General features: G+C 42.6%; 16 protein-coding genes, 2 tRNA genes and 1 pseudogene. 11 read left to right on the forward strand and 8 right to left on the reverse strand.

Annotation, left to right across the window (positions count from 1 at the left end; translation table 11 throughout):
- Positions 1-144 precede the first annotated feature (144 nt).
- From glyQ to AACT52_RS13915, 3 genes are all read left to right on the forward strand, one after another.
- Positions 145-1,020 carry a glycine--tRNA ligase subunit alpha gene (gene glyQ, locus AACT52_RS13905; protein WP_073631572.1) on the forward strand — a complete coding sequence of 292 codons (876 nt, stop codon included), beginning with the start codon at positions 145-147 and terminating at the stop codon, positions 1,018-1,020.
- 137 nt (positions 1,021-1,157) lie between these two features.
- The gene (locus AACT52_RS13910) at positions 1,158-1,637 is read left to right on the forward strand and encodes a DUF4079 domain-containing protein (RefSeq protein WP_073631415.1); all 480 of its coding nucleotides are present in this window, start codon (positions 1,158-1,160) and stop codon (positions 1,635-1,637) included.
- A gap of 160 nt (positions 1,638-1,797) precedes the next feature.
- On the forward strand, positions 1,798-4,152 hold the full coding sequence (locus AACT52_RS13915) for a ComEC/Rec2 family competence protein (RefSeq protein ID WP_073631417.1): 2,355 nt from the start codon (positions 1,798-1,800) through the stop codon (positions 4,150-4,152).
- Positions 4,153-4,157: 5 nt separating this feature from the next.
- Here the strand turns inward: AACT52_RS13915 and AACT52_RS13920 are convergent.
- Positions 4,158-5,424: pseudogene (locus AACT52_RS13920) on the reverse strand (RNA-guided endonuclease InsQ/TnpB family protein).
- 383 nt (positions 5,425-5,807) lie between these two features.
- Between AACT52_RS13920 and AACT52_RS13925 the strand changes: the two are divergent.
- Positions 5,808-5,892, forward strand: a tRNA-Ser gene (locus AACT52_RS13925).
- Positions 5,893-6,233: 341 nt separating this feature from the next.
- Here AACT52_RS13925 and AACT52_RS13930 read toward each other — a convergent pair.
- A tRNA-Val gene (locus AACT52_RS13930) sits at positions 6,234-6,306 on the reverse strand.
- A 175-nt stretch (positions 6,307-6,481) separates the two neighbouring features.
- Between AACT52_RS13930 and AACT52_RS13935 the strand changes: the two genes are divergently transcribed.
- Together AACT52_RS13935 and mazG are read left to right on the forward strand one after the other, a co-directional pair.
- On the forward strand, positions 6,482-7,096 hold the full coding sequence (locus tag AACT52_RS13935) for a metal-binding protein (RefSeq protein WP_073631421.1): 615 nt from the start codon (positions 6,482-6,484) through the stop codon (positions 7,094-7,096).
- A gap of 92 nt (positions 7,097-7,188) precedes the next feature.
- Positions 7,189-8,019: a nucleoside triphosphate pyrophosphohydrolase gene (gene mazG, locus AACT52_RS13940; protein WP_073631423.1), complete on the forward strand. Its 831-nt coding sequence runs from the start codon at positions 7,189-7,191 to the stop codon at positions 8,017-8,019.
- A gap of 78 nt (positions 8,020-8,097) precedes the next feature.
- Here the strand turns inward: mazG and AACT52_RS13945 are convergent, their stop codons facing one another.
- The gene (locus tag AACT52_RS13945; RefSeq protein WP_073631425.1) at positions 8,098-9,567 is read right to left on the reverse strand and encodes an aldehyde dehydrogenase family protein; all 1,470 of its coding nucleotides are present in this window, start codon (positions 9,565-9,567) and stop codon (positions 8,098-8,100) included.
- A gap of 400 nt (positions 9,568-9,967) precedes the next feature.
- Positions 9,968-10,435, reverse strand: coding sequence for a peptidoglycan-binding domain-containing protein (locus AACT52_RS13950; protein WP_073631427.1), 468 nt, complete (start codon positions 10,433-10,435; stop codon positions 9,968-9,970).
- Positions 10,436-10,753: 318 nt separating this feature from the next.
- Between AACT52_RS13950 and AACT52_RS13955 the strand changes: the two genes are divergently transcribed.
- Together AACT52_RS13955 and AACT52_RS13960 are read left to right on the forward strand one after the other, a co-directional pair.
- Positions 10,754-12,061, forward strand: a complete 1,308-nt coding sequence (locus AACT52_RS13955; protein WP_073631429.1) for a glutamate-5-semialdehyde dehydrogenase — start codon at positions 10,754-10,756, stop codon at positions 12,059-12,061.
- Positions 12,062-12,460: 399 nt separating this feature from the next.
- Positions 12,461-16,153 (forward strand): PAS domain S-box protein, encoded by a 3,693-nt coding sequence (locus AACT52_RS13960; RefSeq protein ID WP_083630309.1) that lies wholly within the window; start codon positions 12,461-12,463, stop codon positions 16,151-16,153.
- On the opposite strand, the gene AACT52_RS13965 is transcribed toward AACT52_RS13960, so the two are convergent.
- On the reverse strand, positions 16,145-17,560 hold the full coding sequence (locus tag AACT52_RS13965; protein WP_073631431.1) for an isochorismate synthase: 1,416 nt from the start codon (positions 17,558-17,560) through the stop codon (positions 16,145-16,147). The genes AACT52_RS13960 and AACT52_RS13965 overlap by 9 nt on opposite strands.
- A 336-nt stretch (positions 17,561-17,896) precedes the next feature.
- On the opposite strand from AACT52_RS13965, the gene menA reads away from it, so the two are divergent.
- Genes menA through AACT52_RS13980 form a run of 3 tightly spaced genes read left to right on the forward strand, consistent with a single transcriptional unit; the run spans position 17,897 to position 21,290 of the window.
- A complete protein-coding gene (gene menA / locus AACT52_RS13970; protein WP_073631433.1) occupies positions 17,897-18,802 on the forward strand; it encodes a 2-carboxy-1,4-naphthoquinone phytyltransferase in 906 nt (301 codons plus the stop codon).
- Entirely contained in the window at positions 18,802-19,770 is a 969-nt protein-coding gene (locus tag AACT52_RS13975; RefSeq protein ID WP_073631435.1) for an o-succinylbenzoate synthase, read from the forward strand. The genes menA and AACT52_RS13975 overlap by 1 nt, the downstream gene beginning before the upstream one ends.
- On the forward strand, positions 19,755-21,290 hold the full coding sequence (locus AACT52_RS13980) for a 2-succinylbenzoate--CoA ligase (protein ID WP_073631437.1): 1,536 nt from the start codon (positions 19,755-19,757) through the stop codon (positions 21,288-21,290). The genes AACT52_RS13975 and AACT52_RS13980 overlap by 16 nt, the downstream gene beginning before the upstream one ends.
- A gap of 56 nt (positions 21,291-21,346) precedes the next feature.
- Here the strand turns inward: AACT52_RS13980 and AACT52_RS13985 are convergent, their stop codons facing one another.
- The 3 genes from AACT52_RS13985 to AACT52_RS13995 all read right to left on the reverse strand — a co-directional run bounded on the left by AACT52_RS13985 (position 21,347) and on the right by AACT52_RS13995 (position 24,471).
- Complete coding sequence (locus AACT52_RS13985; protein WP_073631439.1) at positions 21,347-21,793, reverse strand: acyl-CoA thioesterase; 447 nt, start codon at positions 21,791-21,793, stop codon at positions 21,347-21,349.
- Positions 21,794-21,875: 82 nt separating this feature from the next.
- Positions 21,876-22,964 carry a T3SS effector HopA1 family protein gene (locus tag AACT52_RS13990; RefSeq protein WP_073631441.1) on the reverse strand — a complete coding sequence of 363 codons (1,089 nt, stop codon included), beginning with the start codon at positions 22,962-22,964 and terminating at the stop codon, positions 21,876-21,878.
- A gap of 268 nt (positions 22,965-23,232) precedes the next feature.
- Positions 23,233-24,471 (reverse strand): aminoglycoside phosphotransferase family protein, encoded by a 1,239-nt coding sequence (locus AACT52_RS13995; protein WP_073631443.1) that lies wholly within the window; start codon positions 24,469-24,471, stop codon positions 23,233-23,235.
- Between the last annotated feature and the right edge of the window lie 357 nt (positions 24,472-24,828).

The following is a 24,828-nucleotide window of genomic DNA, read 5'->3' on the forward strand; positions in this document are numbered from 1 at the left end:
TTTAATATATCCACCCACTCCTGGATTGTCAACTCCTTTTTCAAAAAATTTCCAAGTTTTTTTTAGACTACCCAAAACTGCTCCCTGGCACGGGTTTAGGCAAAAATGGGAGATGCACTCAAAAGTGATGAAGGAAGGGTAGTTGTGAATTTTCAGTCAGTTATAGCTGTATTGCATAAGTTCTGGAGCGATCGCGGTTGCCTCATTGCCCAACCGTACGATATTGAAAAGGGCGCTGGCACTAAGAATCCCCATACTTTTTTAAGAGCGTTGGGACCAGAACCGTGGGCTGTCGCTTATGTAGAGCCTTGTCGCCGTCCTACAGATGGACGTTACGGTGAAAACCCCAATCGCTTCCAACACTATTACCAGTTTCAAGTCCTGATTAAGCCTTCACCAGATAATATTCAAGAGATTTATCTGGATTCTTTGAGGGCTTTGGGAATTCGTCCTGAGGATCACGATATCCGCTTTGTAGAAGACAATTGGGAAGATGCAACGGTGGGAGCTTGGGGAACTGGCTGGGAAGTCTGGTTAGATGGGATGGAAATTACTCAATTTACCTACTTCCAACAATGTGGAGGACTCGATTGTCGTCCTGTGTCAATTGAAATGACTTATGGCTTGGAGAGACTGACAATGTATCTCCAGGGGGTTGAAGCAATGACTAAAATTCACTGGACGGATAACATTACATATGGAGATGTTCACCTCCAAGGCGAGATTGAGCAGTGTGTTTACAACTTTGAAGCTTCAAATCCTGAAATGCTGCTTACATTATTTAACTTGTACGAGCAGGAAGCGCAGCAATTGAGTGAACGAGGACTGGTGTTACCTAGCCTGGACTACGTGTTGAAATGTTCGCACACCTTCAATTTACTGGATGCCAGAGGAGTCATTTCTGTAACCGAGAGAACCCGATATATTGCAAGAATTCGACATTTAGCGCGTAAGGTTGCGCAATTATATGTAGAACAACGAGAAAAGCTGGGTTTTCCGTTGTTGAAAGCGGCTAGTTGAGCCCATATTTTTTGTAAAACTGCCTCGCCCAAAAGGGTGAGGTTACACAAATAAAGCCGACTTTCCTAAGCTTTTGTTTCGATTTATGCAAGAAATTGCTAAATTAGATGTTGCAAAAAAGTCAAGGTTTTTGAGGAATGGTCAATCTCAGCCAAGTTTTGGAACCTATTGCAGCGTGGTTTCGCTCTCTGGGAATCCCTCATCCTATAGTCCATTGGGGACATCCGGTGATGATGGGTATTGTCGTTTTTGTGATGGGTAGCTTTGTTGGATTGGCGGGTTGGAGAGGGCGACTTGTTGAAGATAAAGAAGCTGCAATGAAAAGTCGGAGTGATCATCGTAAATTAGCGCCGTGGATGTTTTTATTCATGGCGCTTGGTTACATAGGCGGATTGTTGGCATTAGTCATGCATCATCAGCCAATTCTGGAAAGCCCTCACTTTTGGACTGGCTCGATTGTGCTGTTACTGTTATTTATTAATGGTGCAATTTCTTTAAGTGGATTTGTAGGTAATAAACCTTCATTACGCATATTGCATGCTTATTTGGGTAGCACAGCACTTTGTCTCCTGTTTGTACACGCCGCATTGGGTTTGAAATTGGGTATGAGTTTTTGATAGACCTATTGCCAAAATCTTTATACTTCGGCAGACTGGAAGTCTGAGGCTATACAAATCAAGCTTGTCTACTCAGGATAAACACATAAAGTACGCCTGCACAGACTAAGCCTGTATAGTCACAACTTCTGTTTGCCGGGTGCTTGTTGCAAAAACTCTAATGATTCAGGCAAGTGGTGTGATAATCTGTCTTGGTTACATTCTGGGGTTGCTGTTTACAGCAGTTCCGTGGGGTGGCTTTTGGGTGTTGGGTTTGGGCGTAGTAGGAGGGATCTTTTTTGGAAGACGACGCCCAAATATACGGAAACCCCCACAAAACAAGGAAAATTCCCAAACACAGACTAAGACAGCGCCACAGTTACCGCAAACCACTCCTCACGCTAGAGTGTGGCTGATTGCTGGCGTGGTGGGGTTGTTGGCTAGCTTGTACTTTCAATCGCGAGTTCCCACACCAGAAGGAAACGATATTAGTAAATTCGTTCCGTCAGAAAATGGCAACAATCAAGAACAACTTTTTATTGTTCGCGGTGAGGTGCTTAGTACACCCCGCATGACTCGTTCTGGGCGTGGACAATTGTGGTTACAAGCAACTCAGCTAGATGAGGTAAGAAATGACAGTGGTTCAGCAGGTACAACTAAAGGAGTGACTGGAAAGTTATATGTCACTGTACCTTTACTTCAAGCCACTGGGTTACACATCACTCAACAAATTGGTATCACTGGCGTTCTGTACAAACCAAAACCACCATCAAATCCTGGTGCTTTCGATTTTAAAAAATTTCTTCAACAAGAAGGTGCTTTTGCTGGTCTAAGTGGACGGCAAGTTAATATTCTCGATGAAGGGGATGAATGGGGATGGTGGAAAGTTCGCCAACGAATTGTGCGATCGCAAGTTCGTTTATTGGGTATCCCAGAAGGTCCGCTTGTTAGTGCTATGGTTTTGGGTAGTAAAGTTGTTGATTTACCCTATGATACCCGAGACCGTTTCGTGCAGGTGGGACTCGCTCATGCTTTGGCAGCGTCAGGGTTTCAAACGTCATTAATTTTGGGTGTCATACTGGGTTTAACATCAAAGGCGAAAAAAGCAACCCAAATTACACTTGGCAGCATAGCTCTCATTCTGTTCTTAATTCTAACAGGTTTGCAACCATCGGTACTGAGAGCCGTCATTATGGGATTTGCGGCACTTATTGGATTAGGATTAAGACGCAAAGTCAAACAGTTCGGGTCATTGCTGCTTGCAGCAGTACTATTATTGCTATTTAATCCTTTATGGATTTGGGATTTAGGATTTCAACTCAGTTTTCTGGCAACGCTGGGGTTAATTGTCACAGCGTCCCCAATCATAAAACGTTTGGAATGGTTGCCACCAATTATTGCATCTTCAATTGCAGTTCCCCTCGCTGCTGCCATTTGGACATTACCCCTTCTGTTGAATGTCTTTAGTGTAATAGCCGTTTACACTTTGCCAGTCAATATCCTTTCCACCCCATTGATTTCTGTCATCAGTATCGGTGGAATGGTAAGCGCCTTGGCAAGCTTAATTTTGCCTGACGCAGGAAGCGCCTTGTCTAATTTGTTGTACCATCCAACTCATTGGCTGCTACAGTTGGTGGAATTTTTCGCGAACTTACCAGCAAGCACAGTTGCTGTTGGTAGCATATCCATTGGTCAGATGCTGGCAATATACACATTAATTATCTTGGCATGGGTGGTGCATTGGTGGCAAAAGCGATGGTGGTTTGCTGGTATGGTTGCCTTGGGTTTGGTATTTATTCCAGTTTGGCATTCTGCAAACACCCTATTTCGGATAACAGTCCTAGCATCTGGCGAGGAAGCAGTTTTAGTGATTCAAGACCAAGGAAAGGTCACACTCATTAATAGTGGGGATGAAGGGACAGGACGCTTCACTATACTGCCGTTTTTACAACAGCAGGGTGTGAATAAGATAGATTGGGCAATTGCTTCTAATTTCCATCGCAATCGCAATAGTGCATGGGTGGAGGTATTACAACGTTTACCAATTGGAGTTTTCTATGACTATTCTCCCACATTAGAAAATTACATGACCAGTCAGGTCATTCAAAAGGAAGTGGAAAAGGGTAAGGGAATTTACCAAGCTTTGTCAGTCGGTCAAACTGTCAGTACTGGTTCGGTAGTCGCGCACATCAACAACCAATTGCCCATCTTACAGTTGCAAATTTTAGGCCAAAATTGGCTGTTAGTGGGTGAACTTGAAACAAGTCAACTGGCTCAGCTACTGAAAACTGGAGGTTTACCTCGTACGCAAGTCTTGTGGTGTCCTGGTCAGTCTTTAAAAGAATTAATTCCTGCCTTACAACCACAGGTGGCGATCGCCACAAGCACCAACGTTGACCAAAAAACGCTCTCTGAATTAAGCCTAAGTCAGACAAAACTATTTTTTACAGGCAGAGACGGCGCTATCCAGTGGACACCCAACCGACAGTTTGAGACATTTATCCAGGCAGCAGAAAACAAAACATCTATTTTGTGAACTACCTACACCGCCGCAAGGGGTCGGTGTAGGCTTCCGGTTTCAACGACAACAGCCTTTCCACCTTGCGGTTTATTGGTCTTACGTTGCCTCGACACGGCAAGAACGGGGTTCCCTCCGTCCATAGATAATATCCGAATACCTTCATTCCTTATGTTCAATGCTGCATTACCATCACGGTCATGATGAGTCTTGCACTTGGGACAATCCCATTCACGGATATCGAGCGTTAACTCCGGAACGATATGACCACAGCACGAACAGGTTTTGGAACTGGGGAAAAATCTTCCTATTTCTACAAGTCGTCCTTCTTTACGCTTCAACTTGTAATCGAGGAAATTAACAAACATTCCCCAACCCACGTCGGATATTGCCTTTGCTAGCTTGCGGTTCCGTACCATTCCCTTGACGTGGAGATTCTCCACAACAATGATTTGGCTCTCATCTACCAGTTTCCTACTTAATTTGTGTAGGAAGTCAGTAGCGGGAATTTGATACTCGCTCATGAACAAGAGCTACAAGTTTTCTGTATTTGTTTCTTGAATTACTTCCTTTAACCTTATGAGCAAATTTCTTCTGCTTGCGAGCTAGATTCTTCTCGTGACGTTTCAGGTGTTTTGGATTTGAGTGTTTGGTAACTTGTTCACCATCATGAACAATGGCGAAATCTTTCAATCCCAAATCAATACCTAGTATTTTGTGAGACAGCCCTGTAGGCGGGTTTCCCAACCTAGGGGACTGCTCTCCCGTTGGGTTACCAGATGGTTCACTACTATTGTCTTCTACTTCACACAAAATTGAAGCAAAGTATTTGTCTGTAGGAGTTTTACTGATGGTAACTGTTTTAATTTTTCCCTCAATAGGTCTATGAAAGACCGCTTTAATAACACCTATCTTGGGAACGTCCAAACAATCATCCGCAACCTTAACGTTTTGAGGATATTGGATTGATTGCTTATGATGCTTTGATTTGAACCTAGGAAACTTAGCTCTACCCTCAACAAAATTAGTGTAAGCCTTGTTCAAATTGATTGCTACGCACTGTAAAACAGCGGAATAACAATCCTCTTTCAACCAAGGGTGTTCTACCTTTAATTGTGGGAGGTAAGCCTTGTAAACACCTAGCTTCAGAGATTTACCTGTTTCTGAATAGTGTTGAAGGCAAGCATTGAGAGCATAATTCCAATACCATCTTGCACAACCAAACGATTTGGATAGAGCTACTTGTTGTTCAGTTGTTGGGTACAGTCTGACCTTGATTGCTTTCAACACTTTTCATCACCTCCTTTGTACATATATAATATCATTAATGTAAGGCTACTGTACTGGCATTAATGAAGAATAAGACATTGAACTTAAGAATATCTGAGCGCAGATTAAATAAGTTGCGTTTATATTCGGCATGGAAAGACAAGACGATGACTCAGATACTTGAAGACTTCATTGACTCATTACCAACTCCAGAGATAGACAAAAAGATTGCTATCCCCACTCCCTCATCAACTGACAGTTGATATTGGTCGGGGGACGCAATCTTTTTGTCCGGTCATTCATCCCACACTGCCCTATCGGGTCAGGTGTGGGATGAATGACCGATTAAGCTAAAAAACCGCCAATTCGTGATATATTCCTTATTATAGGAATATCATGCCTTTGGAGAGGTGGCAGAGTGGTTGAATGCGGCGCACTCGAAATGCGTTTTAGGGAAACCTAACGGGGGTTCGAATCCCCCCTTCTCCGTTTCACAGCAATCAATTGACTTCAGCTTTTCTGCTTGGTGCGGCTTGCCCTGTTTCAGGGTTTGATATATGTCCGGATGAATAATTATCGTTAAATCTCGCGCAAAGACGCGCTTGGCGAGCCAGCGCCCTTTGGAGGGTTTCCCTCGTGCCGGCTCTGGCGTCGCAAAGAAAGACGCAAAATTTTTTGATAACTAATTAAGCGGACTTGATATCAAACTGCTTTACGAAAAGTGCAATTTTTGCCAAATGTTTCAAGCCTGGTTTGTCATCGCGGCAAACTAGGCTTAAAATTGCATGAGAAAGTTTATTTTCGCTTAACGATTTGAAATCAGCGGTAAATGGGCGGTACTGGACTCGAACCAGTGACATCCTGCTTGTAAGGCAGGCGCTCTACCAACTGAGCTAACTGCCCGCTGTCGTACACAATAACTAATATTAGCACATAAATTCTGAGAACGCGATAGTATTTTTGAAAAAATTTTTCTTTGCTCAATCCCAATCTCTTCTATGCTATTGTGCATTGAATTTAGTGCTTACTGAGTCACAATGGCTTGTACATCTTAAATGAGCGAATCATAAAATTGCTTATGCCCTCTGGTCGGACTCACGATCGCATTACTTTATGGGCTTTGCCGTTCGTAACTGGTGTGACTTTCTGGCAAACCAAGAGCGGTAACTTGACTTTGTTGGTTGTCGGTGGTTTTCTGTTCGGAGGGCTGATGTTCGGTCCTGACTTGGACATTTACTCCCGCCACTACCAACGCTGGGGTTTCTTACGCTATATTTGGCTACCTTATCAAAAAAGTCTACGGCATCGTTCTTTTTTATCTCATGGACCAGTCATCGGCACGACGCTACGTGTACTTTATCTAAGTAGCTTGATAGCGATCGCGGCAATTTTCCCTTTATTTGTTGTCGAAAAGCTGTGGAATGTGGAGTTCAATTGGCAGAGTGCAAGCGGAACTGTTACATCCACGCTCACTCATTACAGTACAGAATTTCTTGCCCTACTTATAGGACTGGAACTTGGTGCTATGAGCCATTCTCTCAGCGACTGGGGCGGCTCAGCGTACAAGCGTTTCCAAAAGCAGGGAGTTCGTGGGTTGCTGCCGCCGCGTGCGAAAATGAAGAAACGTAAAGCGACGAGTCGCGGTAGTAGTAGGGGTAAAGTAAAAGCTAGAAATAGCCGCACAAAGTCATAAATATATTGTGGGGTGGGCATTCTGCTTGCCAACTACAAAGAGTAAGATTTTGAACCGCAGAAGACGCAGAGGACGCAGAGTTTTTATTAATTATGGAAACTAATCAAACCCAAAGGAACGCTGAGACTTTGGCGGCGTTACAAGAATTAATTGATATAGTGGCAAAGTTGCGCTCTCCTGATGGGGGTTGTCCTTGGGATTTGGCGCAAACTCCCCAAACGCTGACACCATATGTGATAGAAGAAGCTTATGAAGTGGTAGATGCTATCAATAGTGGGGATAAAGACGCAATTGCTGAAGAATTGGGCGATTTACTTTTACAAGTTGTCCTACAATCACAAATCGCTGGCGAATACGAACAGTTTTCCTTGAAGGAAGTGGCTGAAGGGATTTCCCAAAAGCTGATTCGTCGTCATCCTCATGTGTTTGGTGATGTGTCGGTGCAAAGCATTGATCAAGTGCGGCAAAACTGGGAAGAAATTAAAGCTGCGGAAAAAGGTGAACCATCGCCAGATAGTCAAACACTCAGTCACAAGCTAGGCGGCTATGCGCGTAAGCTTCCGCCGTTGATAGCGACGATGAAGATTTCGCAAAAGGCGGCGGCTGTTGGATTTGAGTGGGAAAATATTGATGGGGTGTGGGACAAGTTTAATGAGGAATTGACGGAATTCAAACAGGCTTTAGAACACGAAACACCAGAACGACAACAAGCTGAGTTGGGTGATTTGCTGTTTTCTCTTCTCCAGCTTGCGCGTTGGAATAATCTTGACCCGGAAGCAGCTTTGCAGGGAACAAATCAGCGGTTTATTCAGCGTTTGCAAAAAATGGAGGCTTTTGCTAAGCGTCCTCTTTCTGATTACACTTTAGAGGAATTAGAAACGCTGTGGCAACAAGCTAAGGTTCAACTTGCAGGAGAACAATGAAAATGAAACCACAGATGAACACAGATGCACACCGATGATTTATCTGTGTCCATCTGTGGTTTAAAACCTTAAATTTTCTTACAATTTGATGGTTACGGTCTTGACTTCAGTGTAATGCTCTAGGCAATACTCACCAAGTTCGCGACCCATACCAGATTGCTTGAAGCCGCCGAAGGGTGCAGCAGCGTCAAAGACGTGGTAGCAATTCACCCAAACCGTACCTGCACGGACGTTGTTGGCAATGGCGTGAGCTTTGGTAATATCTTTTGTCCATACTCCGGCGGCGAGACCGTACATTGTGCTGTTTGCCAGATGAATGGCTTCATCAATGTCTTTGAATTTGATGATGCTCATTACTGGACCAAAGATTTCCTCTTGAGCAATCTTCATGTCGTTGCTGACATTGGCAAAGACTGTCGGTTCGATAAAGAATCCGCGATCGCCAACTCTATTCCCACCACATAACATCTGAGCACCATCCCGCATCCCTGACTCGATGTAGCTCATGACTTTGTTGAACTGGTCTTGATCTACCTGTGGTCCTTGCTGGGTATTCGAGTCAAAGGGGTCGCCCACGACGCGCTGTTTGGCTTTTTCTACACTCTTGGCGACAAACTCGTCATAGCATTTCTCTTCGACGAACAGCCGTGAACCAGCGTTGCAACATTGACCTTGGTTGAAGAACAAACTGTGGTGAGCACCAACAATTGCTTGCTCCATATCAGCATCGGCAAAGACGATGTTGGGACTCTTACCACCGAGTTCTAGAGTCACGCGCTTGAGATTACTCTTAGCAGCTGCTTCCATGACCAAATGCCCAACTTCAGTTGAGCCGGTAAAAGCAACCTTATCAACATCCATATGGTGGGCGATCGCCGCTCCTGCTGTTGGTCCATATCCCGATAGAATGTTGACTACACCAGGAGGGAAACCAGCCTCAATAATGAGTTCGCCGATCCGCAGTGCTGACAAAGGTGTTTGTTCGGCTGTTTTGAGAACTACAGTATTACCAGTTGCCAAAGCTGGAGAGAGTTTCCAAGCCTGCATCAGTAATGGGAAATTCCAAGGGATAATCTGACCGACCACACCCACTGGTTCATGGCGAGTGTAGCAGAAGTAAGGACCATTGATGGGAATGGTCTTACCTTGCACCTTGTCAGCCCAGCCTGCGTAGTAGCGGTAGCAGGCAATAACTAACTTGATGTCGCCGTAAGAATCGTGCAACGGCTTACCGTTGTCTAGGGTTTCTAGCCGTGCGAGTTCGTCAATATTATGCTCAATCAAATCAGCCAGTTTATAAAGTAACTCACCGCGACGGGTAGCAGACATCTTACGCCACTCGCCACTGTTGAAAGCGTTGCGAGCCGCTTGCACTGCCTTATCAACATCTGGTGCATCCGCCTCTGCAACATCGCAAATGACCTCACCCGTAGCGGGGTTGATAGTTTCAAACCGCTGACCGCTAACGCTTTCCACCCACTCGTTATTAATCAGCAGCTTGGTGGGACCGATTTTAACCTGGTTTTCTGGTACAGTCGCAGTAACCATCAGGTCCTCCTTTAGCTTTCACTCAATAAAGTTGTTGAAATCTATTAATTATGTTGCTTTGTATACAGCACGTTTGAAAATTTTTTTATGTAATCTTTTGATTTCCTTTACATATATAAATATAAAAAAAGTGAGAAGTAGAAAAACCCACTTTCTTAAAGAAACTGGGTTTTTGAGTCGTATTGAAGAAGAAAACAGATACGCCAGAATTCAGGAGTCAGCAATATGATTGGATGGGGATTCAAACCCCAACCAATTGTGGACACCGTGTTAACTGTCGTTATTTAAACCCCTTTACTCATCCGCCAGTCATACAGAATACCCAAGCTGAATTCTGACTCCTGACTCCTGAGTTCTTTTGGTTAAAGTTTTAACAGAAAAATATGGTACGCAAGTTTTATTAGTGATGAATCTTGCTGAACTCAAACCAAGTGCGATCGCCAACAACGCCATCTTGTGGTAAACCTACACGCTTTTGGAAAGCTTTCACTGCGGTTTCTGTGCGGACACCAAAGTCGCCATCAGCACTACCAGTATAGTCTTTGGTAGTTAGCAAGATTTTTTGAATAGTAACAACTAAATCGCCTTTGCTACCTTTTTTCAGAATTGGCAGATCCACTGGCGCACCCTTGTAAAGTGCTCGCCAAGTCTTATCGGCAACAATACCATCTTCTTTTAAGAATACACGGTGTTGGAAGGCTTTGACAGCTTTTGTTGTTGCTGGACCAAAAATGCCATCAATAGCACCTGTGTAAAGTTCGTATTTCTTTAACAAATTTTGTAATTCTTTAACTGCTTCTCCTGTGGAACCTTCTCTTAGTTCGGGTCTGTCAAGTTGAGCTTCGGTAGATGGTTGAGTAGATGTCATTTGTTCTTTTTCCTAAACTTGTTTGCGTTCGATATTTCTAAAGTAGTTTGGGCTACTTAACTTAAACCTCACCCGAATCGAGTAGTTTTTCATACCCAGTTGGGTGAACCAAGTGGAGGATGCGGAGGTGGAGAGAATAATTAATAGATTTGTTGCACGAATATTTAGCACCCCACCCTAACCCTCCCCGCAAGCGAGGAGGGAATTAAAACTTCCCTCCGCTTGCTTTGGAGATTGAGGGGAGTTTTAGGGATTAGTGCAAGAGGTCTAGTGTTGGTACCATTGGGGAAAGATATAAGGTTAACGTGATTTTTGAGCATGACTATTTCTGGTGAGGATTTATCAAACCTAATTGCAGTTGCTAAAAAAACCCGACAGGCTGCACTCAAGCTGGCGGTGCTGTCAACTGACGCGAAAAATCAAGCTATTGAAGCGATCGCTCAAGCTTTAGAAGCTGCAAAAGATGAAATTTTGCAAGCAAATGTTGCTGATTGTGAAAGAGCGACTACAGAAGGAATTGCTAAGCCTCTTTATAAGCGTTTGCAGTTAGATGAACATAAGTTAAGAGATGCCATTACTGGTGTCAGAGATGTGGGCAAACTCTCTGATCCAGTTGGTGCTGTACAGATTCACCGTGAACTTGATACAGGCTTAATTCTGAAGCGCGTCACTTGTCCTTTGGGAGTTTTGGGTATCATTTTTGAAGCACGTCCAGAAGCGGCAATTCAAATAGTTTCTCTTGCTATCAAGTCGGGAAATGGTGTTATTCTCAAGGGTGGTAAGGAAGCAACTCGTTCTTGTGAAGCCATAGTTAAGGCGATTAAACAAGGATTATCTCAAACTGCTGTTAATCCAGATGCGGTGCAGTTGTTAACAACACGAGAAGAAATTTTAGAACTTTTGAAATTAGATAAGTATGTGGATTTAATTATTCCTAGGGGTTCTAACTCGTTTGTCAGATTTGTGCAGGAAAATACCCGCATACCTGTATTAGGTCACGCTGATGGAATTTGTCATCTTTATGTAGACAAAGCCGCAGATATTGAAAAAGCCATTGCTATTACAGTCGATGCGAAAACGGGCTATCCTGCTGCTTGTAATGCGATTGAAACTTTGCTAGTTCACGCTAGCATTGCTCAAGAATTTTTACCGAAAATTGCTGAGGCTTTGCAAAAACTCAATGTGGAATTAAGAGGGGATAAACACACCTACGAGATTTTGTCAAGTCTTGTAGCTGCAACAGAAGAAGATTGGGAGACAGAATACTCTGATTTGATTTTGTCGATTAAAGTTGTGGATTCATTGCAGGATGCGATCGCCCACATTAACGATTATGGCTCTAAACACACCGATGCCATTGTCACTGAAGATGCAGAGGCTGCTGAAACTTTCCTGGCGCTGGTAAATGCAGCCGGAGTTTACCACAACTGTTCTACCCGATTTGCTGATGGCTTCCGGTATGGTTTTGGTGCAGAAGTCGGAATTAGTACTCAACAAATGCCTCCTCGTGGTCCCGTTGGCTTAGAAGGTTTGGTAACATACAAATATCAGATGACTGGCAATGGTCATATTGTGGCTACTTACACAGGTGCAGATGCCAAGCCCTTTATCCATAGGGATTTATAGTCAACCAATTTCAGATTTTCGCTTTGGTTTTTAGTTGCACTTAAACGTAACTACGAACTACCCATAAGCTATTGCCAAGAATTGGTATTATATTTTTACCATAAAAATTCGTAGTGGTGGGCAGTGCCTACCCTACAGAATCAAGCTATCTGCGTATTAGTTGAAATTTATTGTGCATTTACCTTGTCATTGATAAATTACTAAATAAATATTTTCTGTTCAATTATGTTCGCTGATTGAATAATGAAAAATCTGAAAAACCTTCATAATTCAATTGTTAAACGTGTCTTTTAAAAGGAGACATGACTTTATACTTTGAAACGATAACAGGGATAAAATTTTCTTGTAAATCTTCTAAGTGACTGCTTCAAACAGAGCTTTTTCCTAATATATAAGGCAATGAAAGACGAGGAAAAGACAAAAGAGCAGTTGATTGAAGAGTTAGCTGCACTGCGCCAAAACCTTTCTCAGTTAGAACAATTAGCATCTCTTCAGCAGCAGGCTGAAGAGGCGCTACGACAGCAACACGAACGGGAGCGACGCCAACAAAAAGAGCAGGCGCTCAATCGGGTGATTCAAAGTATCCGTAATTCTCTGGACTTAGAAACAATTTTTTCCACAGCAGTTTATGAGATTACTCAGCTTGTGCCAGCTGATCGAGTCGAAATTGTGCAATATCTACCCGAACGGCAACTGTGGCTGAATGTCGCTGATTATCATCAAATTCCAGATTTACCAAGTGCTTTGGGGTTGGAAATTCCCGATGTTGACAATGAAATTGCTGCCCGACTCAAGCGATTGGAAGTTGTTGAAATCGAAGATGCTAGTGCTTGTTCAGATGAAATCAACCGTAACTTTGCCCAAACTTATCAGGGAGCATGGTTGCTGGTTCCAGTGCATTTTGGCTCTACTCTTTGGGGTAGTCTTAGCCTGATCAGAAATAACTACTCTTTTTCTTGGCAACAGCAGGAAGTGGAATTAACTTGTGCAGTGGCTGATCAACTGGCGATCGCCATTCAGCAATCTACGCTGTTGTTACAGGTACAAAGCGAACTGGCTGAACGCAAGCAGGTAGAAGCTGCTTTGCAAGAAAAGCAGTATTTTATTGAGCGGATTGTTGAAACAAGCCCGGATCTGATATACGTCTACGACTTAGTTGAACAGCGCAACATCTATGTAAACCGACAAGCTGTTGAATTTTTAGGCTATGCGCCGCAACAAATTGAAGCCATGAGAGAGGCAGTATTGCCTAATCTCGTTCATCCAGATGATATGCCACGAATTACAGAATACCATAAACGCTTTGAAAGTGTGAAAGAGGGTGAAGTTCTCGAACTAGAGTACCGAATGAGAGATGGTCATGGCGAGTGGCGTTGGCTGCGTAGTCGAGATACTGTTTTTTCCAAAAATGCAGATGGCTTGCCTGTACAGGTTTTGGGTATAGCTTGTGACGTTACCGAACGCAAGCAGGCAGAAGCAGCAATTTACTTTCAGGCGCATCTGCTATCAACGGTAGAACAGGCAGTGATTGCCACTAATTTAGACGGGGAAATTATATACTGGAATCGCTTTGCGGAAATACTCTATGGCTGGTCAGCGCTGGAAGTCATAGGTCAAAATATTTTGGAAGTTGTTCCTGCTGAGACTTCACAAGAGCAAGCCGCCCAGATTATGTCTGAGCTGCAACAAGGTAAAAGTTGGTCTGGGGAATTTCTCGTTCGCCGTCGAGACGGCACCTTGTTCCCAATCTTAATTACTGATTCGCCCATATACGATGACAAAGGGGAATTAGTCGGCATTGTTGGCATTTCTATTGACATCACTGTACGCAAGAATGCGATCGCCGCGCTCCAAGAAAGTGAAGAACGATTTCGTACTATGGCAGACACAGCCCCAGTCATGATATGGATGGCTGGTATTGACCAATTTTGTCATTATTTCAACAAGGGCTGGTTGGAATTTACTGGACGCAAACTGGAACAAGAACTAGGTGACGGATGGGCAGAACTTATTCATCCCGACGATTTACAGGTTTGCTTGGAAACCTACACAACTGCATTTGATGCTCGCCGCAGTTTCACTATGGAATATCGCGTCAGGCGTTTTGATGGTGAGTATCGTTGGTTATTAGATACAGGTACCCCAAGATTCCATTCAGATGGTAGTTTTGCGGGTTACATTGGTTCCTGCATGGATATCACAGAGCAAAAGCTGACGCTTGAAGCACTGCAAGACAGCGAAGCGCGATTGAGGTTAACTCTGGAAGCAGCCCGCATGGTAACTTGGGACTGGAACATCACAACCAATAATGTTGTGGATTGTAACCCAATGGAACCGCTCTGTGGTCTTCCCTTAGGCTCCCATGACCATACATTTGAAGATTTTCTCAATGCTGTTTATTCTGAAGATCGCGATCGCGTCCTTGCTGCCATTACAGATGCTATTGAAAATAGGACAGATTATGAAGCCGAATTTCGATTAGTATCACCTGATGGTGCGCTGCATTGGATAGGAAATAAAGGGCAAGTCTACTATGACGAAACTGGTAGAGCAGTCCGTATGCTCGGTGTCGGAATGGACATTACCGAGCGGATACTAGCAGAACAGAAAATCGGCGAACAAGCGGCTTGGCTGGATGTCGCGACAGATGCCATTGTGGTTAGAGATTTAGAAAACAAAATTGTCTTTTGGAACAGGAGCGCTGAGCGTCTTTACGGTTGGAAAGCAAAAGACGCTTTAGGTAGGAACGCTAACGAGTTTTTGTATAAAAAAATTTCGTCGCAACTCCAAGAAGCTTTGTCTCAAGTGAACTTGGCAGGCGAGTGGTATGGTGAATTGAGCCAAGTCCGAAAAGATGGCAAGGAAGTTATTGTTGAAACTCGCTGGACACTCGTGCGCGATGAACACGGGAAGCCAAAATCAATTCTGACTGTAAACACCGACATCACAGCAAAGAAACAACTCCAGGCACAGTTTCTTCGCGCTCAACGACTGGAAAGCCTCGGCACACTTGCCAGCGGTATTGCCCACGACCTCAATAATATACTGGCTCCGATGCTCATGTCTGCTCAACTTTTGCAGATGAAAATTTCTGATGAGCAGAACCAGCAGCTGCTTCAGACATTAGAAACAAACGCTCAACGTGGTGCGGCTTTGGTTAAGCAAGTGCTATCGTTTGCACGCGGTGTCGAAGGTCGGCGCACGATTTTACAACTACGGCATTTGATATTGGAAATTGAGCAGTTTGCCAAACAGACATTTCCCAAATCTATCGAATTTTGCACTGATATAGCACCAAATCTTTGGACTGTGTCTGGAGATGCAACACAACTGCATCAGGTGCTTATAAATTTGGTTATTAACGCTCGCGATGCAATGCCAAAAGGCGGTATTTTGAGTATTTCAGCCGAAAATTTCTTGATTGACGAAAACTATGCGCGGATGAATCTTGATGCAACTGTTGGACCCCACATTGTGATCAGCGTCAGGGATACTGGAATTGGTATGCCCGCTGAAGTCTTGGATAGAATTTTTGAGCCTTTCTTTACAACCAAAGACGTTGGCAAAGGTTCAGGGCTTGGTCTTTCAACGGTGCTTGGCATTATGAAAAGCCACAGCGGTTTTATCAGTGTTTCTAGCACTGTTGGTAAAGGAACAGAATTTCAGGTCTTTTTAAAAGCAGTCCAAGAGAACCAAACGCCGCCAGCAGAAACTTTGGAATTGCCTAGGGGAAATGGAGAATTAATTTTGGTAGTTGATGATGAGACTGAAATTCGAGAGATTACCAAAATCACGCTGGAAAACTATAACTATAAAGTGTTGACAGCTTGTGATGGCATTGAGGCGCTTGCATCGTACGCTCAAAATCGGGAAGAAATTAAAGTCGTGTTGGTGGATATGATGATGCCAGTGATGGATGGTTTAACCACCATCCGTGCTTTGCTAAAAATGAACCCATGTGTCAAGATTATGGCTACCAGCGGACTTTCAGACAACAAGCAACGGACGCAAGCGGTTGGCGTCGAAACATTTTTGCCAAAGCCCTACACGGTTAAGCAATTGTTACACGCATTACACAAAATTCTAAACTAATGCTTTGAGCAACGCTTGTAGTTTGAGTTGAACTTCTGCAAGTTCTTTGTCGGGATCAGAACCAGCAACGATACCAGCACCTGCGTAAAGTCGGGCGCGATCGCCATCTATGAGTGCTGAACGAATTCCCACAATAAACTCACAGTTTCCCTCCAAGTCTACCCAACCCAGTGGCGCAGCGTATAAACCCCTTTCAAAACTTTCGTAACGACGAATTTCATCACAAGCAACTTCTCTGGAAGCACCTGCAACTGCTGGTGTAGGATGCAGTTGGGCGACTATCTTTAAAGGATGTACTTTATCAGGAACTCCGGCGCTAATCGGCGTCCACAAGTGCTGGATGTTAGATAATTGCCGCAACCGAGGTGCTAAGACTTGAGGTGACAAACCCAGCTCAGACAGACCTTGAGTGATAAAATCAATCACCAACGAATGTTCGTGCCTTTCTTTCATGCTATTGAGTAAACAACTGGCATTAGCAGCATCTTCAGCAGGTGTTTTACCCCGTGGTGCAGAACCAGCCAAAGCATCAGTCATTAACTGTTGTTGCTCAATACTAATTAAGCGTTCCGGACTTGCCCCGATAAAATTCTGTCCCTTGCCGTTACCTATAGAGAACACATAACAATTAGGATGCAATTGTCGCAGGTTATTTAACGATTGAATTAAGTTAAAAGGAGCATTTGACCTCACATCAAGTGCATCTGCCAAAACAATTTTATTTAAATCATTAGAGCGAATTTTGTCCAACGCTGACAAGACGGAACGCTTATACTTTTGAGGATTCGCAACCGATTGTTTGCTAAATTTTGGCAAAGAATAATCAAGAGTTTGCGAGTCATATCCTATAGAGTTGATAATTTCAATCTTGCGCCAGAAAATTTGCAGAATTCTTTGAATATTTACGTCAGAATTGATAATTGTATTTAAAACTAATACACAACGTTCATTTTTAACAGCCACTTGCCAACGTGGGAGAAAAATGGTAGCTGCTGGAAATGGATAGTCTAGTTGGGTATTTTGGTCAAAAAAACTAAAACTACATAAAAATTGAGTTCCTGAAAAAGCTTGATTTGTCCTAGAAAAGCAAACTATATTTTGAAGACACTCTTTGATAAACTCTTCTGATTTAGCGAAACGGTCTTTCCCTACAATTTCTAATTTAGCAACAGCATCAACAGCAGCAAGCGCTTCCTTTTTTCCTTTATTCTCCCAATAAAAATTAATTCTATTTGGTTGTGCCAGGCGCTCAAGTACAACTAAGGGGTCAATTCTGTCAATCTCCAGGGAAAGACTAGCAATTTGTGTGACATTATTCCTGATGCAATTTTGCTGAACAGCTAAAAGAAAGCGGCATAGTTCCTTATTATATACAAAAAAGTCAGCGTTACATGGAGAAACTGTCATGGATCTAGAAAGAGTAAATTTTTCTAAAGTTAACTTCCAAAAGAGTGATAATTCGTGGTCGTATTTCTACAGGTAACACAAAACAGTCGCCTTGTAACCAGCGTAGTGGCTCTGCCAGATTGTGGTTTGGCAAAAACCTGATTGCAGTGCCAAGTTTATGCTGTCATTTGAGAGTGAGACAGAGGATAACCAGGTTATAGCCTGAATGCACCTGATCAATGCTTCACTCTTACAACAAAAGTGGCTTTTTTGAATGTGTTGTCTGTATATGGTGTATTTACAAACCATAAGAACTTTTGCCCAAAAAGTTGTTGGCAATTTCATTAATCACGACTGATGACTACAAAGCTGATTTCTTATCCCAACACTAAGTTATGGATGGCGGCAATAAAACCGCCAATGTACAGCGTTGCTCTGATGCCCATCTGGGTAGGAACGGCGATCGCGTTTGCGGAAACTAAAATGTTTCATGGAGCAGTTTTTTCTACTTTCTCAGTCGCGGCAATTTTTATCCTAGCTTGGGAGAATCTTAGTAATGATGTCTTTGATTCTGAAACAGGGATTGACAAAAATAAACACCATTCTTTGGTGAATTTAACAGGCAATAAGCTATTAATATTTTGGTTGGGAAATTTATTTTTAGGTCTGGGTTTGCTGGGAATACTAGCAATAGCTTGGTGGCAACAAGACTTAACCGTCATAGGAATCATTGTGCTTTGTTGTGCTTTGGGCTACACTTACCAAGGACCTCCCTTTCGTCTAGGGTACCAGGGTTTAGGGGAAATCATTTGCTTTTTTGCCTTTGGTCCCTTGGCTATAGCAGCAGCATATTACAGTCAAACTGGTAGCTGGTCAATGATGAGTTTCGCAGCTTCGGTGATTGTTGGAATTGCTACAAGCTTAATTTTGTTTTGTTCGCACTTTCACCAAGTTGAGGATGACATAGCAGCAGGAAAACGTTCCCCAATTGTGCGGATAGGAACACAAAAAGCGGCTGACTTGTTAACTTGGTTTACTGGTAGCATTTATGCCCTAACTTTGCTGTTTGTGGTTTGTGGAATTTTCCCCGTGTGGACTTTACTAAGTTTTGCAAGTTTACCGTTTGCGAAAAAGTTATGCAGTCATGTTCAGCAAAATCATAACCACCCGGAAAAAGTAAGTAACTGTAAATTCATTGCCGTATCAGTCCATTTTTGGAGTTGCTTGCTGTTGGGTTTGGGATTTTTGCTTGCAGGCTTTTGATGCGATATCGATTTGAGTTTCGTCCTTATCAGCAGAGATTTGTGCGATCGCTCACCACAAGTCACGGAACCTGGGATATTCGCGAAGGTATTATCCTGCGTCTCACCGATGAAACAGGAAAAATCGGCTGGGGGGAAATTGCACCCATCAGCTGGTTTGGTTCGGAAACTCTAGAACAAGCTCTAGAATTTTGCCACGAGCTTTCAGAGGAAATCACACAAGAGATGATTTTCTCTATCCCGGATCAATTACCCGCGTGTCAATTTGGGTTTGAGTCCGCTTGGGAAACGAACCGCCAAGACGCCAAGAACGCCAAGTTTTTTTGCTACAGTGGTTTGTTACCAGCTGGAGAAGCAGCACTACAAACCTGGCAAAGTCTGTGGGAGCAGGGATACCGGACTTTTAAATGGAAAATTGGTGTCTATCCCATTGCCAAAGAACTAGAAATTTTTGAATTACTTGCTCAAACTTTGCCAACCTCTGCAAAACTACGATTAGATGCCAATGGCGGACTCAAGCTTAAAGAAGCTAATGTATGGCTGCGGGCTTGCGACAATATCAAGGCAAATGAGCAATTATCCCTAGAAATTGAATTTATTGAACAGCCTTTGTCTGTGGATCAATTTCAGGCGATGTTGGAGTTAACTCATGACTATAAGACGGCGATCGCCCTAGATGAGTCTGTCGCCACACTTAACCAACTAACCAGATGCTTCAAACAAGGTTGGCGAGGAATTTTTGTAATTAAGCCTGGGATAGTCGGTTCACCATCTCGCCTGCGTCAGTTTTGTCAGCAGCATAAAATTGATGCTGTCTTTTCATCCGTTTTTGAAACCGCAATTGGTAGACAAGCAGCGCTCCAGCTAGCCGCTGAATTATCTCAGGGTAACAGAGCAGTAGGTTTTGGTGTCAACCATTGGTTTGCCCAAGAAGAAACTTTGCCAGAAGCTTTATGGAAAAAACTCTAGAAAATATTGTGCAGCAAACATTTTACCAGCCTCTACCTAAAGACTGGTTAATTTGTGATGATAGCGATTTATTTGCCCAGTTAAGCGAACAACTGTATTTAGAATTAACGCAGTTTTCATATTATCGAGGCACACCACTGAAAATTCTCCTAGCTGAACGCGATCCAGTGCGGTTTTTAGCAGGGTTTCTCGCCGCTTGTGCTGCTCGTTGTCCGATTTTTCTTTGCAATCCCGATTGGGGAAAACAAGAATGGCAACAGGTTTTTGATTTAGTCAACCCAGATTTAATTTGGGGACTAGGGACAAGAAATTGGGGACAAAACAATTCAAAATACCCTGCGGGAAGCCCTTCGGGTTCGCAGTCGCCTACGGAGGGAAACCCTCCTGCAGCGCTGTCTCACCGCCCAAGGGGCGTCTACAAAATTCAAAATTCAAAAATTTCATCTCCCCACCTCCCCACCTCGTCATTTCCTGACACAGCACTCATCATGATTCCCACTGGTGGTTCATCGGGAAAGATGAAGTTTGCCATTCATAGCTGGGAAACTTTAATGGCATCCGTAAGAGGATTTACAGAACATTTTTCGCTCAATCAAGTTAATTCCTTTTGCGTATTACCGCTTTATCATGTCAGCGGTTTAATGCAATTTATGCGCTCCTTCAATACTGGTGGAAAACTCGTTATTCAGCCATTTAAAGACTTAGAATATGGTCAAATCAAAAATCAAACAAGTACTATTGAAAAATCAAAATTTTGTATTTCTTTAGTACCAACACAGTTACAGCGTCTTCTACAAAATCCAGAATTAACTGACTGGTTATCCCAATTTCAAACCGTACTTTTGGGAGGTGCGCCAGCTTGGAACGAACTTTTAGAAAAAGCAAGATATTATAACATCCGATTAGCTCCCACCTATGGCATGACAGAAACTGCCTCACAAATTGCTACCCTCAAACCCGATGATTTTCTTAATGGGAAAGATAGCTGTACTCAACTCCTTCCCCATGCCTCTGTAAAAATTTGCAATGAGCAAGGCGAGGAATTGAATTCAAATCAAATAGGAAATATCACAATTTATTCTCAATCTCTAGCTTTAGGCTACTATCCTAATCCTTGGGATAATCAGGAATATTTGCGGGTAGATGATTTGGGGTTTTTAGATAACCAAGGTTATTTACATATCGTTGGACGTAACAGCGACAAAATTATTACAGGTGGTGAAAATGTCTATCCAATCGAAATTGAATCAACCATTAGAGCAACACAAATGGTAGCAGATGTTTGTGTCATCGGCATCTCAGATAAACTTTGGGGACAAGCAGTCACAGCAATTTACATTCCGAAAAACTCGAAGACTTCTGATTTAGAAATCCGAAATCTCCTAAAACAGAAACTTAGCAAATTTAAAATTCCCAAACATTGGATTCCTGTACAAACCCTACCTCGCAACTCTCAAGGCAAAATCAATCGCCAACAGCTACAGCAAATAGCCACAAGTTTTCTTCAAAACTCTCTTTAATAACCTCTCTTCTTCTTGGCGTTCTTGGCGTCTTGGCGGTTCGTTTCCTAACTCTTTCAAAGAACCTCTCTTGACTTTCTTCTCTCTACGCTCTCTGCGCCTCGGCGGTTCGCCTCCAACCATTCCGTCACTTCTTCTGGCAACTCTCTTTTAGTTCTGCTATTTGTCTCAATACAAACGTGTCGAGTCACTGCTTTAGCAGCCATCACCTCACCAACTATTACTTCATAAGCGACTTCAAACCTATCAACACTAAGCTGTTGTGGCATTAATCTAATAACCGAATTGTCCCCACAGTACAGCGGACGGAAAAAATCCACACTAGTATGAACAATGGGAAAAGCCACAGATGGATTGGTGAAAAAATCTTTGAGGTTAATGCCAGATACAACTAGAGACTCTTCATAAGCTTCATGACAAATAGCCAAGATATTAGCAAAGTAAACGACTCCAGCAGCATCAGTATCTTGAAAGCGAACGGTGCGGTTATATGTAAAAGGCATTTTGAGAAATTCAAAATTCAAAAATATATAGCAGACTATTTGCCGGCTATAGTAAATAATTTTACCGCAACCATTCGTTTTATCAGTTTAGTTCGTAGTAAATATCCTCAGAGTAAGGATTGAGGTAGGGACGCTGTAAATCAATGCCGAACCGAGTAAAATGTAGCTCAATTGCCCTCATTCGCTCGTGCGTTGAATTGTTACCTTGTTGCCAAGCTTCCAACAAAGCATTAGCTACAATTTGACACCGATTCATTCCAAAACTTTCTTGTGCTGCAAATTTTTGGCTGACTTCTTCAGCTAAACCTAGCCCTGGTGCCAAAAATTTGGTAAATAAGGGGATTTCTTTGTGAAAATGCGATTGATAATCTGCATAGACAGCCTGAAGGACTTTTCGCACTGCTAGGTAGTCTTCGCGTTCAAAGCACAGCACTCCTGAGTCGTAGCGCCCATAGGCTAATGGATTATGTAAAACCTGAAAATTAAAAGGAATTCCAGCAGCGTTCAGTTGCTGTGTGAGGCTGTTCATGAGGGCGGTCGCACCAAATGGAGTGACATTAAAGTAAATTCGCCCTGCGCCCAAACCAGCATCTGGGTGAACCTGTAAATCCTGTCCGACATTACTAACCGCTACGTAAAAACCGTTTTCCAGTCGGTTTTTAGGCATCCAGATATTAATATACTCTCCTACTTTGGCGCTCTGCGTTGATGGTTCTAGGTTGCTATTGTACTCAACATACAATGTCAAACCGCCTTTAGTAACTGCGATACTACCATCTGGTTCCCGTCGCAACACCTGCCAACCAGGATCAAAGTAACCTGTACCGTGATTGCTGGTATGTAATTGCTCGTAAAATTGCCAATCAATCTCTAAAATCGAATGGCTCTCTAGGTTTTTGTATGCTAAGTTATGACTCGCATCACCATCAAGTGACAATGTGGTTTGTAGCGAGCCGTTGTAATATATTCCGTGAAGGAAATTTCGCAAAAGTAGAGCAAGATACTTCTGTTGTAATGCTGGCGGATTTTGCCGAAATCGCTCTGCTATTTTGGCTGGTAGAGCAAAGGGTTGATATTTAGGGTGGCGAATGCAAAAGTTAGATTCAATTTGGATATTGCTAGCAATATCTAATAGAGAATTTAGCAGCGGTTTGGTAGATGACTCTAGCATTATTGGAACTTATTAAATGAGAGAGTACGGTAGAGAGGGTATCCCTCACGGGACGCTTTGCGACGAGCGCGAGTATTCAGGGAGGGTAGTAATTAAACAAAAGTGCGAAATGAAATTTTTTGGCAATTTTTGGAAAATTAAACCACAGATAAACACAGATGGACACAGATAATTTATCTGTCTGCATCTGCGGTTCTAAATATCCAAATCATACTTTTGTAAGAAGTCGATTGTTTATTGACTTCTCCATTATCGTCACCTTCTCGTATTAACAACCACGCAAACGAGTTTTGTCGTAATAAAGGCGAAGCAAGTTATTCTCTGGTTCTGGGTGAGAGAATTGAGGGAAGTTCGCAAAATGTTTTATAATCTCTGACTCTGCAATCCCGAAAACAGTCAGCACAGACTCTTGCGGTTTGGTGAGTAAAGTTTTAGCAACTTGGAGCATACAAATACTTGAGTTATCAAAGTATTTGTGATGCTTAATCTTTTCCTCAATTTGATGAATCAGAACTAAAGCCGCAAACTTAATAACTCGTTGAACAAAGTCGCCATGATACTCAAGAATCATTGGGAAAGAATCAAGATAAGCCAGAGTTAGGGCTATTATTGACGGTTGGAGAACTTCCAATGGTACCGCTGCTAGAAGCAAAGATTCTTCTAACTCGATAGTGGGATCTACCACTAGACTTTCTAACCAAATTTTTAGATAGCTTGCTACTAAAGTTCCCAAATCAAAAGCAGGATCTCCCCAAGCACAAGCTTCCCAGTCAATGAGTCGTACAAGACAATTATCTAACTGATCCCACCTTGAATGGACTAAAATATTTTCCAATTTTAAATCATTATGAGTTAAGCAGCAGGGATTCCATTCGTATGCTAATTCTGCAATTGCGGCTTCCAAACTTTCATAATGTTGATAAAGAACGTAGAATTTCAGTGCATCTGTGGGAACATTTCCAAAAATCTCAGAGCCAATTGACCCTATTCCTTGCGCTGGATTATAAAATTGATAGCGAAACTGTCCCTGAGGAGCAGTTGCCATAAAATCACGATATTCTCGGCGATTAAAAGTAGCACGATGTAGCGCTCCCAAGCTGGTGCCAATAGCGCTTGCAATTGCTTTGGGAAAGGACAAACTTTTTTGATAGAAACTTGCTAATTCAAAATATTCCTTTAGGTAATTGCGAACAAGAATAGATTTCTCTTCATCAAAATGCACTAATAAAGATGCGATCGCAGGAATATTTCCTAAAACTGGAAACTGCTGAAGCAATTGGTGAAACAGCCATTCATTGAAAAACTCATGGGAGTTGGCATCATTATTAATGTATCGTTCCTGTTTAACCAGCAGCTTGTAATTTCCATTCAAATTCACAAGCAAATTGCAATTTTTCATGCTAGTTAGCAGTAATTCAGAATCGGCATATACGCCTTCTTCTGAGCTACACAGACCTGCTTTATGCAGATACTGGATAACATTATGAGAAGATAGTGAAAGTACCATGTATTATTTCCTATAGCGTAAAATTGCTTGGATAATCCGCTATTTCAGTATTGGCTTCGCTTCAACAGTATTCAGTAGATAGCAACCAAGCGTGCGAGTATCAATAACGATTGGCACAATCTACTAATATCCGATTTTTCTAAAATGAACCTGCCAAAATGGCAATCCTACCTTTACTATTGCTTTAAATTTTGCGTAAGTGTTCAGCCAAATCTTTCAAATGTCTGTGTCTACATACTTAAGTCTATAAATCAACTTTTGTAAATTTGCATTTTGATGCTCATAATGGCTTATAACTTTTGGATGATAAATATACATTAACAGACCTCTTCTCCTCCTTTAGATGACATCCTAAAG

Origin of the sequence: Scytonema sp. HK-05 (assembly GCF_963872035.1) — a bacterium.
GTDB lineage: Bacteria > Cyanobacteriota > Cyanobacteriia > Cyanobacteriales > Nostocaceae > Kalymmatonema.

Excerpts from the sequence above, each read along its gene's own strand:
- AACT52_RS13960 (WP_083630309.1), top strand. The coding sequence starts at position 12,461 with ATGAAAGACGAGGAAAAGACAAAAGAGCAGTTGATTGAAGAGTTAGCT.
- AACT52_RS13985 (WP_073631439.1), bottom strand. The coding sequence starts at position 21,793 with ATGCCTTTTACATATAACCGCACCGTTCGCTTTCAAGATACTGATGCT.
- AACT52_RS13990 (WP_073631441.1), bottom strand. The coding sequence starts at position 22,964 with ATGCTAGAGTCATCTACCAAACCGCTGCTAAATTCTCTATTAGATATT.
- AACT52_RS13995 (WP_073631443.1), bottom strand. The coding sequence starts at position 24,471 with ATGGTACTTTCACTATCTTCTCATAATGTTATCCAGTATCTGCATAAA.
- mazG (WP_073631423.1), top strand. The coding sequence starts at position 7,189 with ATGGAAACTAATCAAACCCAAAGGAACGCTGAGACTTTGGCGGCGTTA.
- AACT52_RS13910 (WP_073631415.1), top strand. The coding sequence starts at position 1,158 with ATGGTCAATCTCAGCCAAGTTTTGGAACCTATTGCAGCGTGGTTTCGC.
- AACT52_RS13950 (WP_073631427.1), bottom strand. The coding sequence starts at position 10,435 with ATGACATCTACTCAACCATCTACCGAAGCTCAACTTGACAGACCCGAA.
- AACT52_RS13935 (WP_073631421.1), top strand. The coding sequence starts at position 6,482 with ATGCCCTCTGGTCGGACTCACGATCGCATTACTTTATGGGCTTTGCCG.
- AACT52_RS13980 (WP_073631437.1), top strand. The coding sequence starts at position 19,755 with ATGGAAAAAACTCTAGAAAATATTGTGCAGCAAACATTTTACCAGCCT.
- AACT52_RS13945 (WP_073631425.1), bottom strand. The coding sequence starts at position 9,567 with ATGGTTACTGCGACTGTACCAGAAAACCAGGTTAAAATCGGTCCCACC.
- menA (WP_073631433.1), top strand. The coding sequence starts at position 17,897 with ATGACTACAAAGCTGATTTCTTATCCCAACACTAAGTTATGGATGGCG.
- AACT52_RS13975 (WP_073631435.1), top strand. The coding sequence starts at position 18,802 with ATGCGATATCGATTTGAGTTTCGTCCTTATCAGCAGAGATTTGTGCGA.
- AACT52_RS13955 (WP_073631429.1), top strand. The coding sequence starts at position 10,754 with ATGACTATTTCTGGTGAGGATTTATCAAACCTAATTGCAGTTGCTAAA.
- AACT52_RS13965 (WP_073631431.1), bottom strand. The coding sequence starts at position 17,560 with ATGACAGTTTCTCCATGTAACGCTGACTTTTTTGTATATAATAAGGAA.
- AACT52_RS13915 (WP_073631417.1), top strand. The coding sequence starts at position 1,798 with ATGATTCAGGCAAGTGGTGTGATAATCTGTCTTGGTTACATTCTGGGG.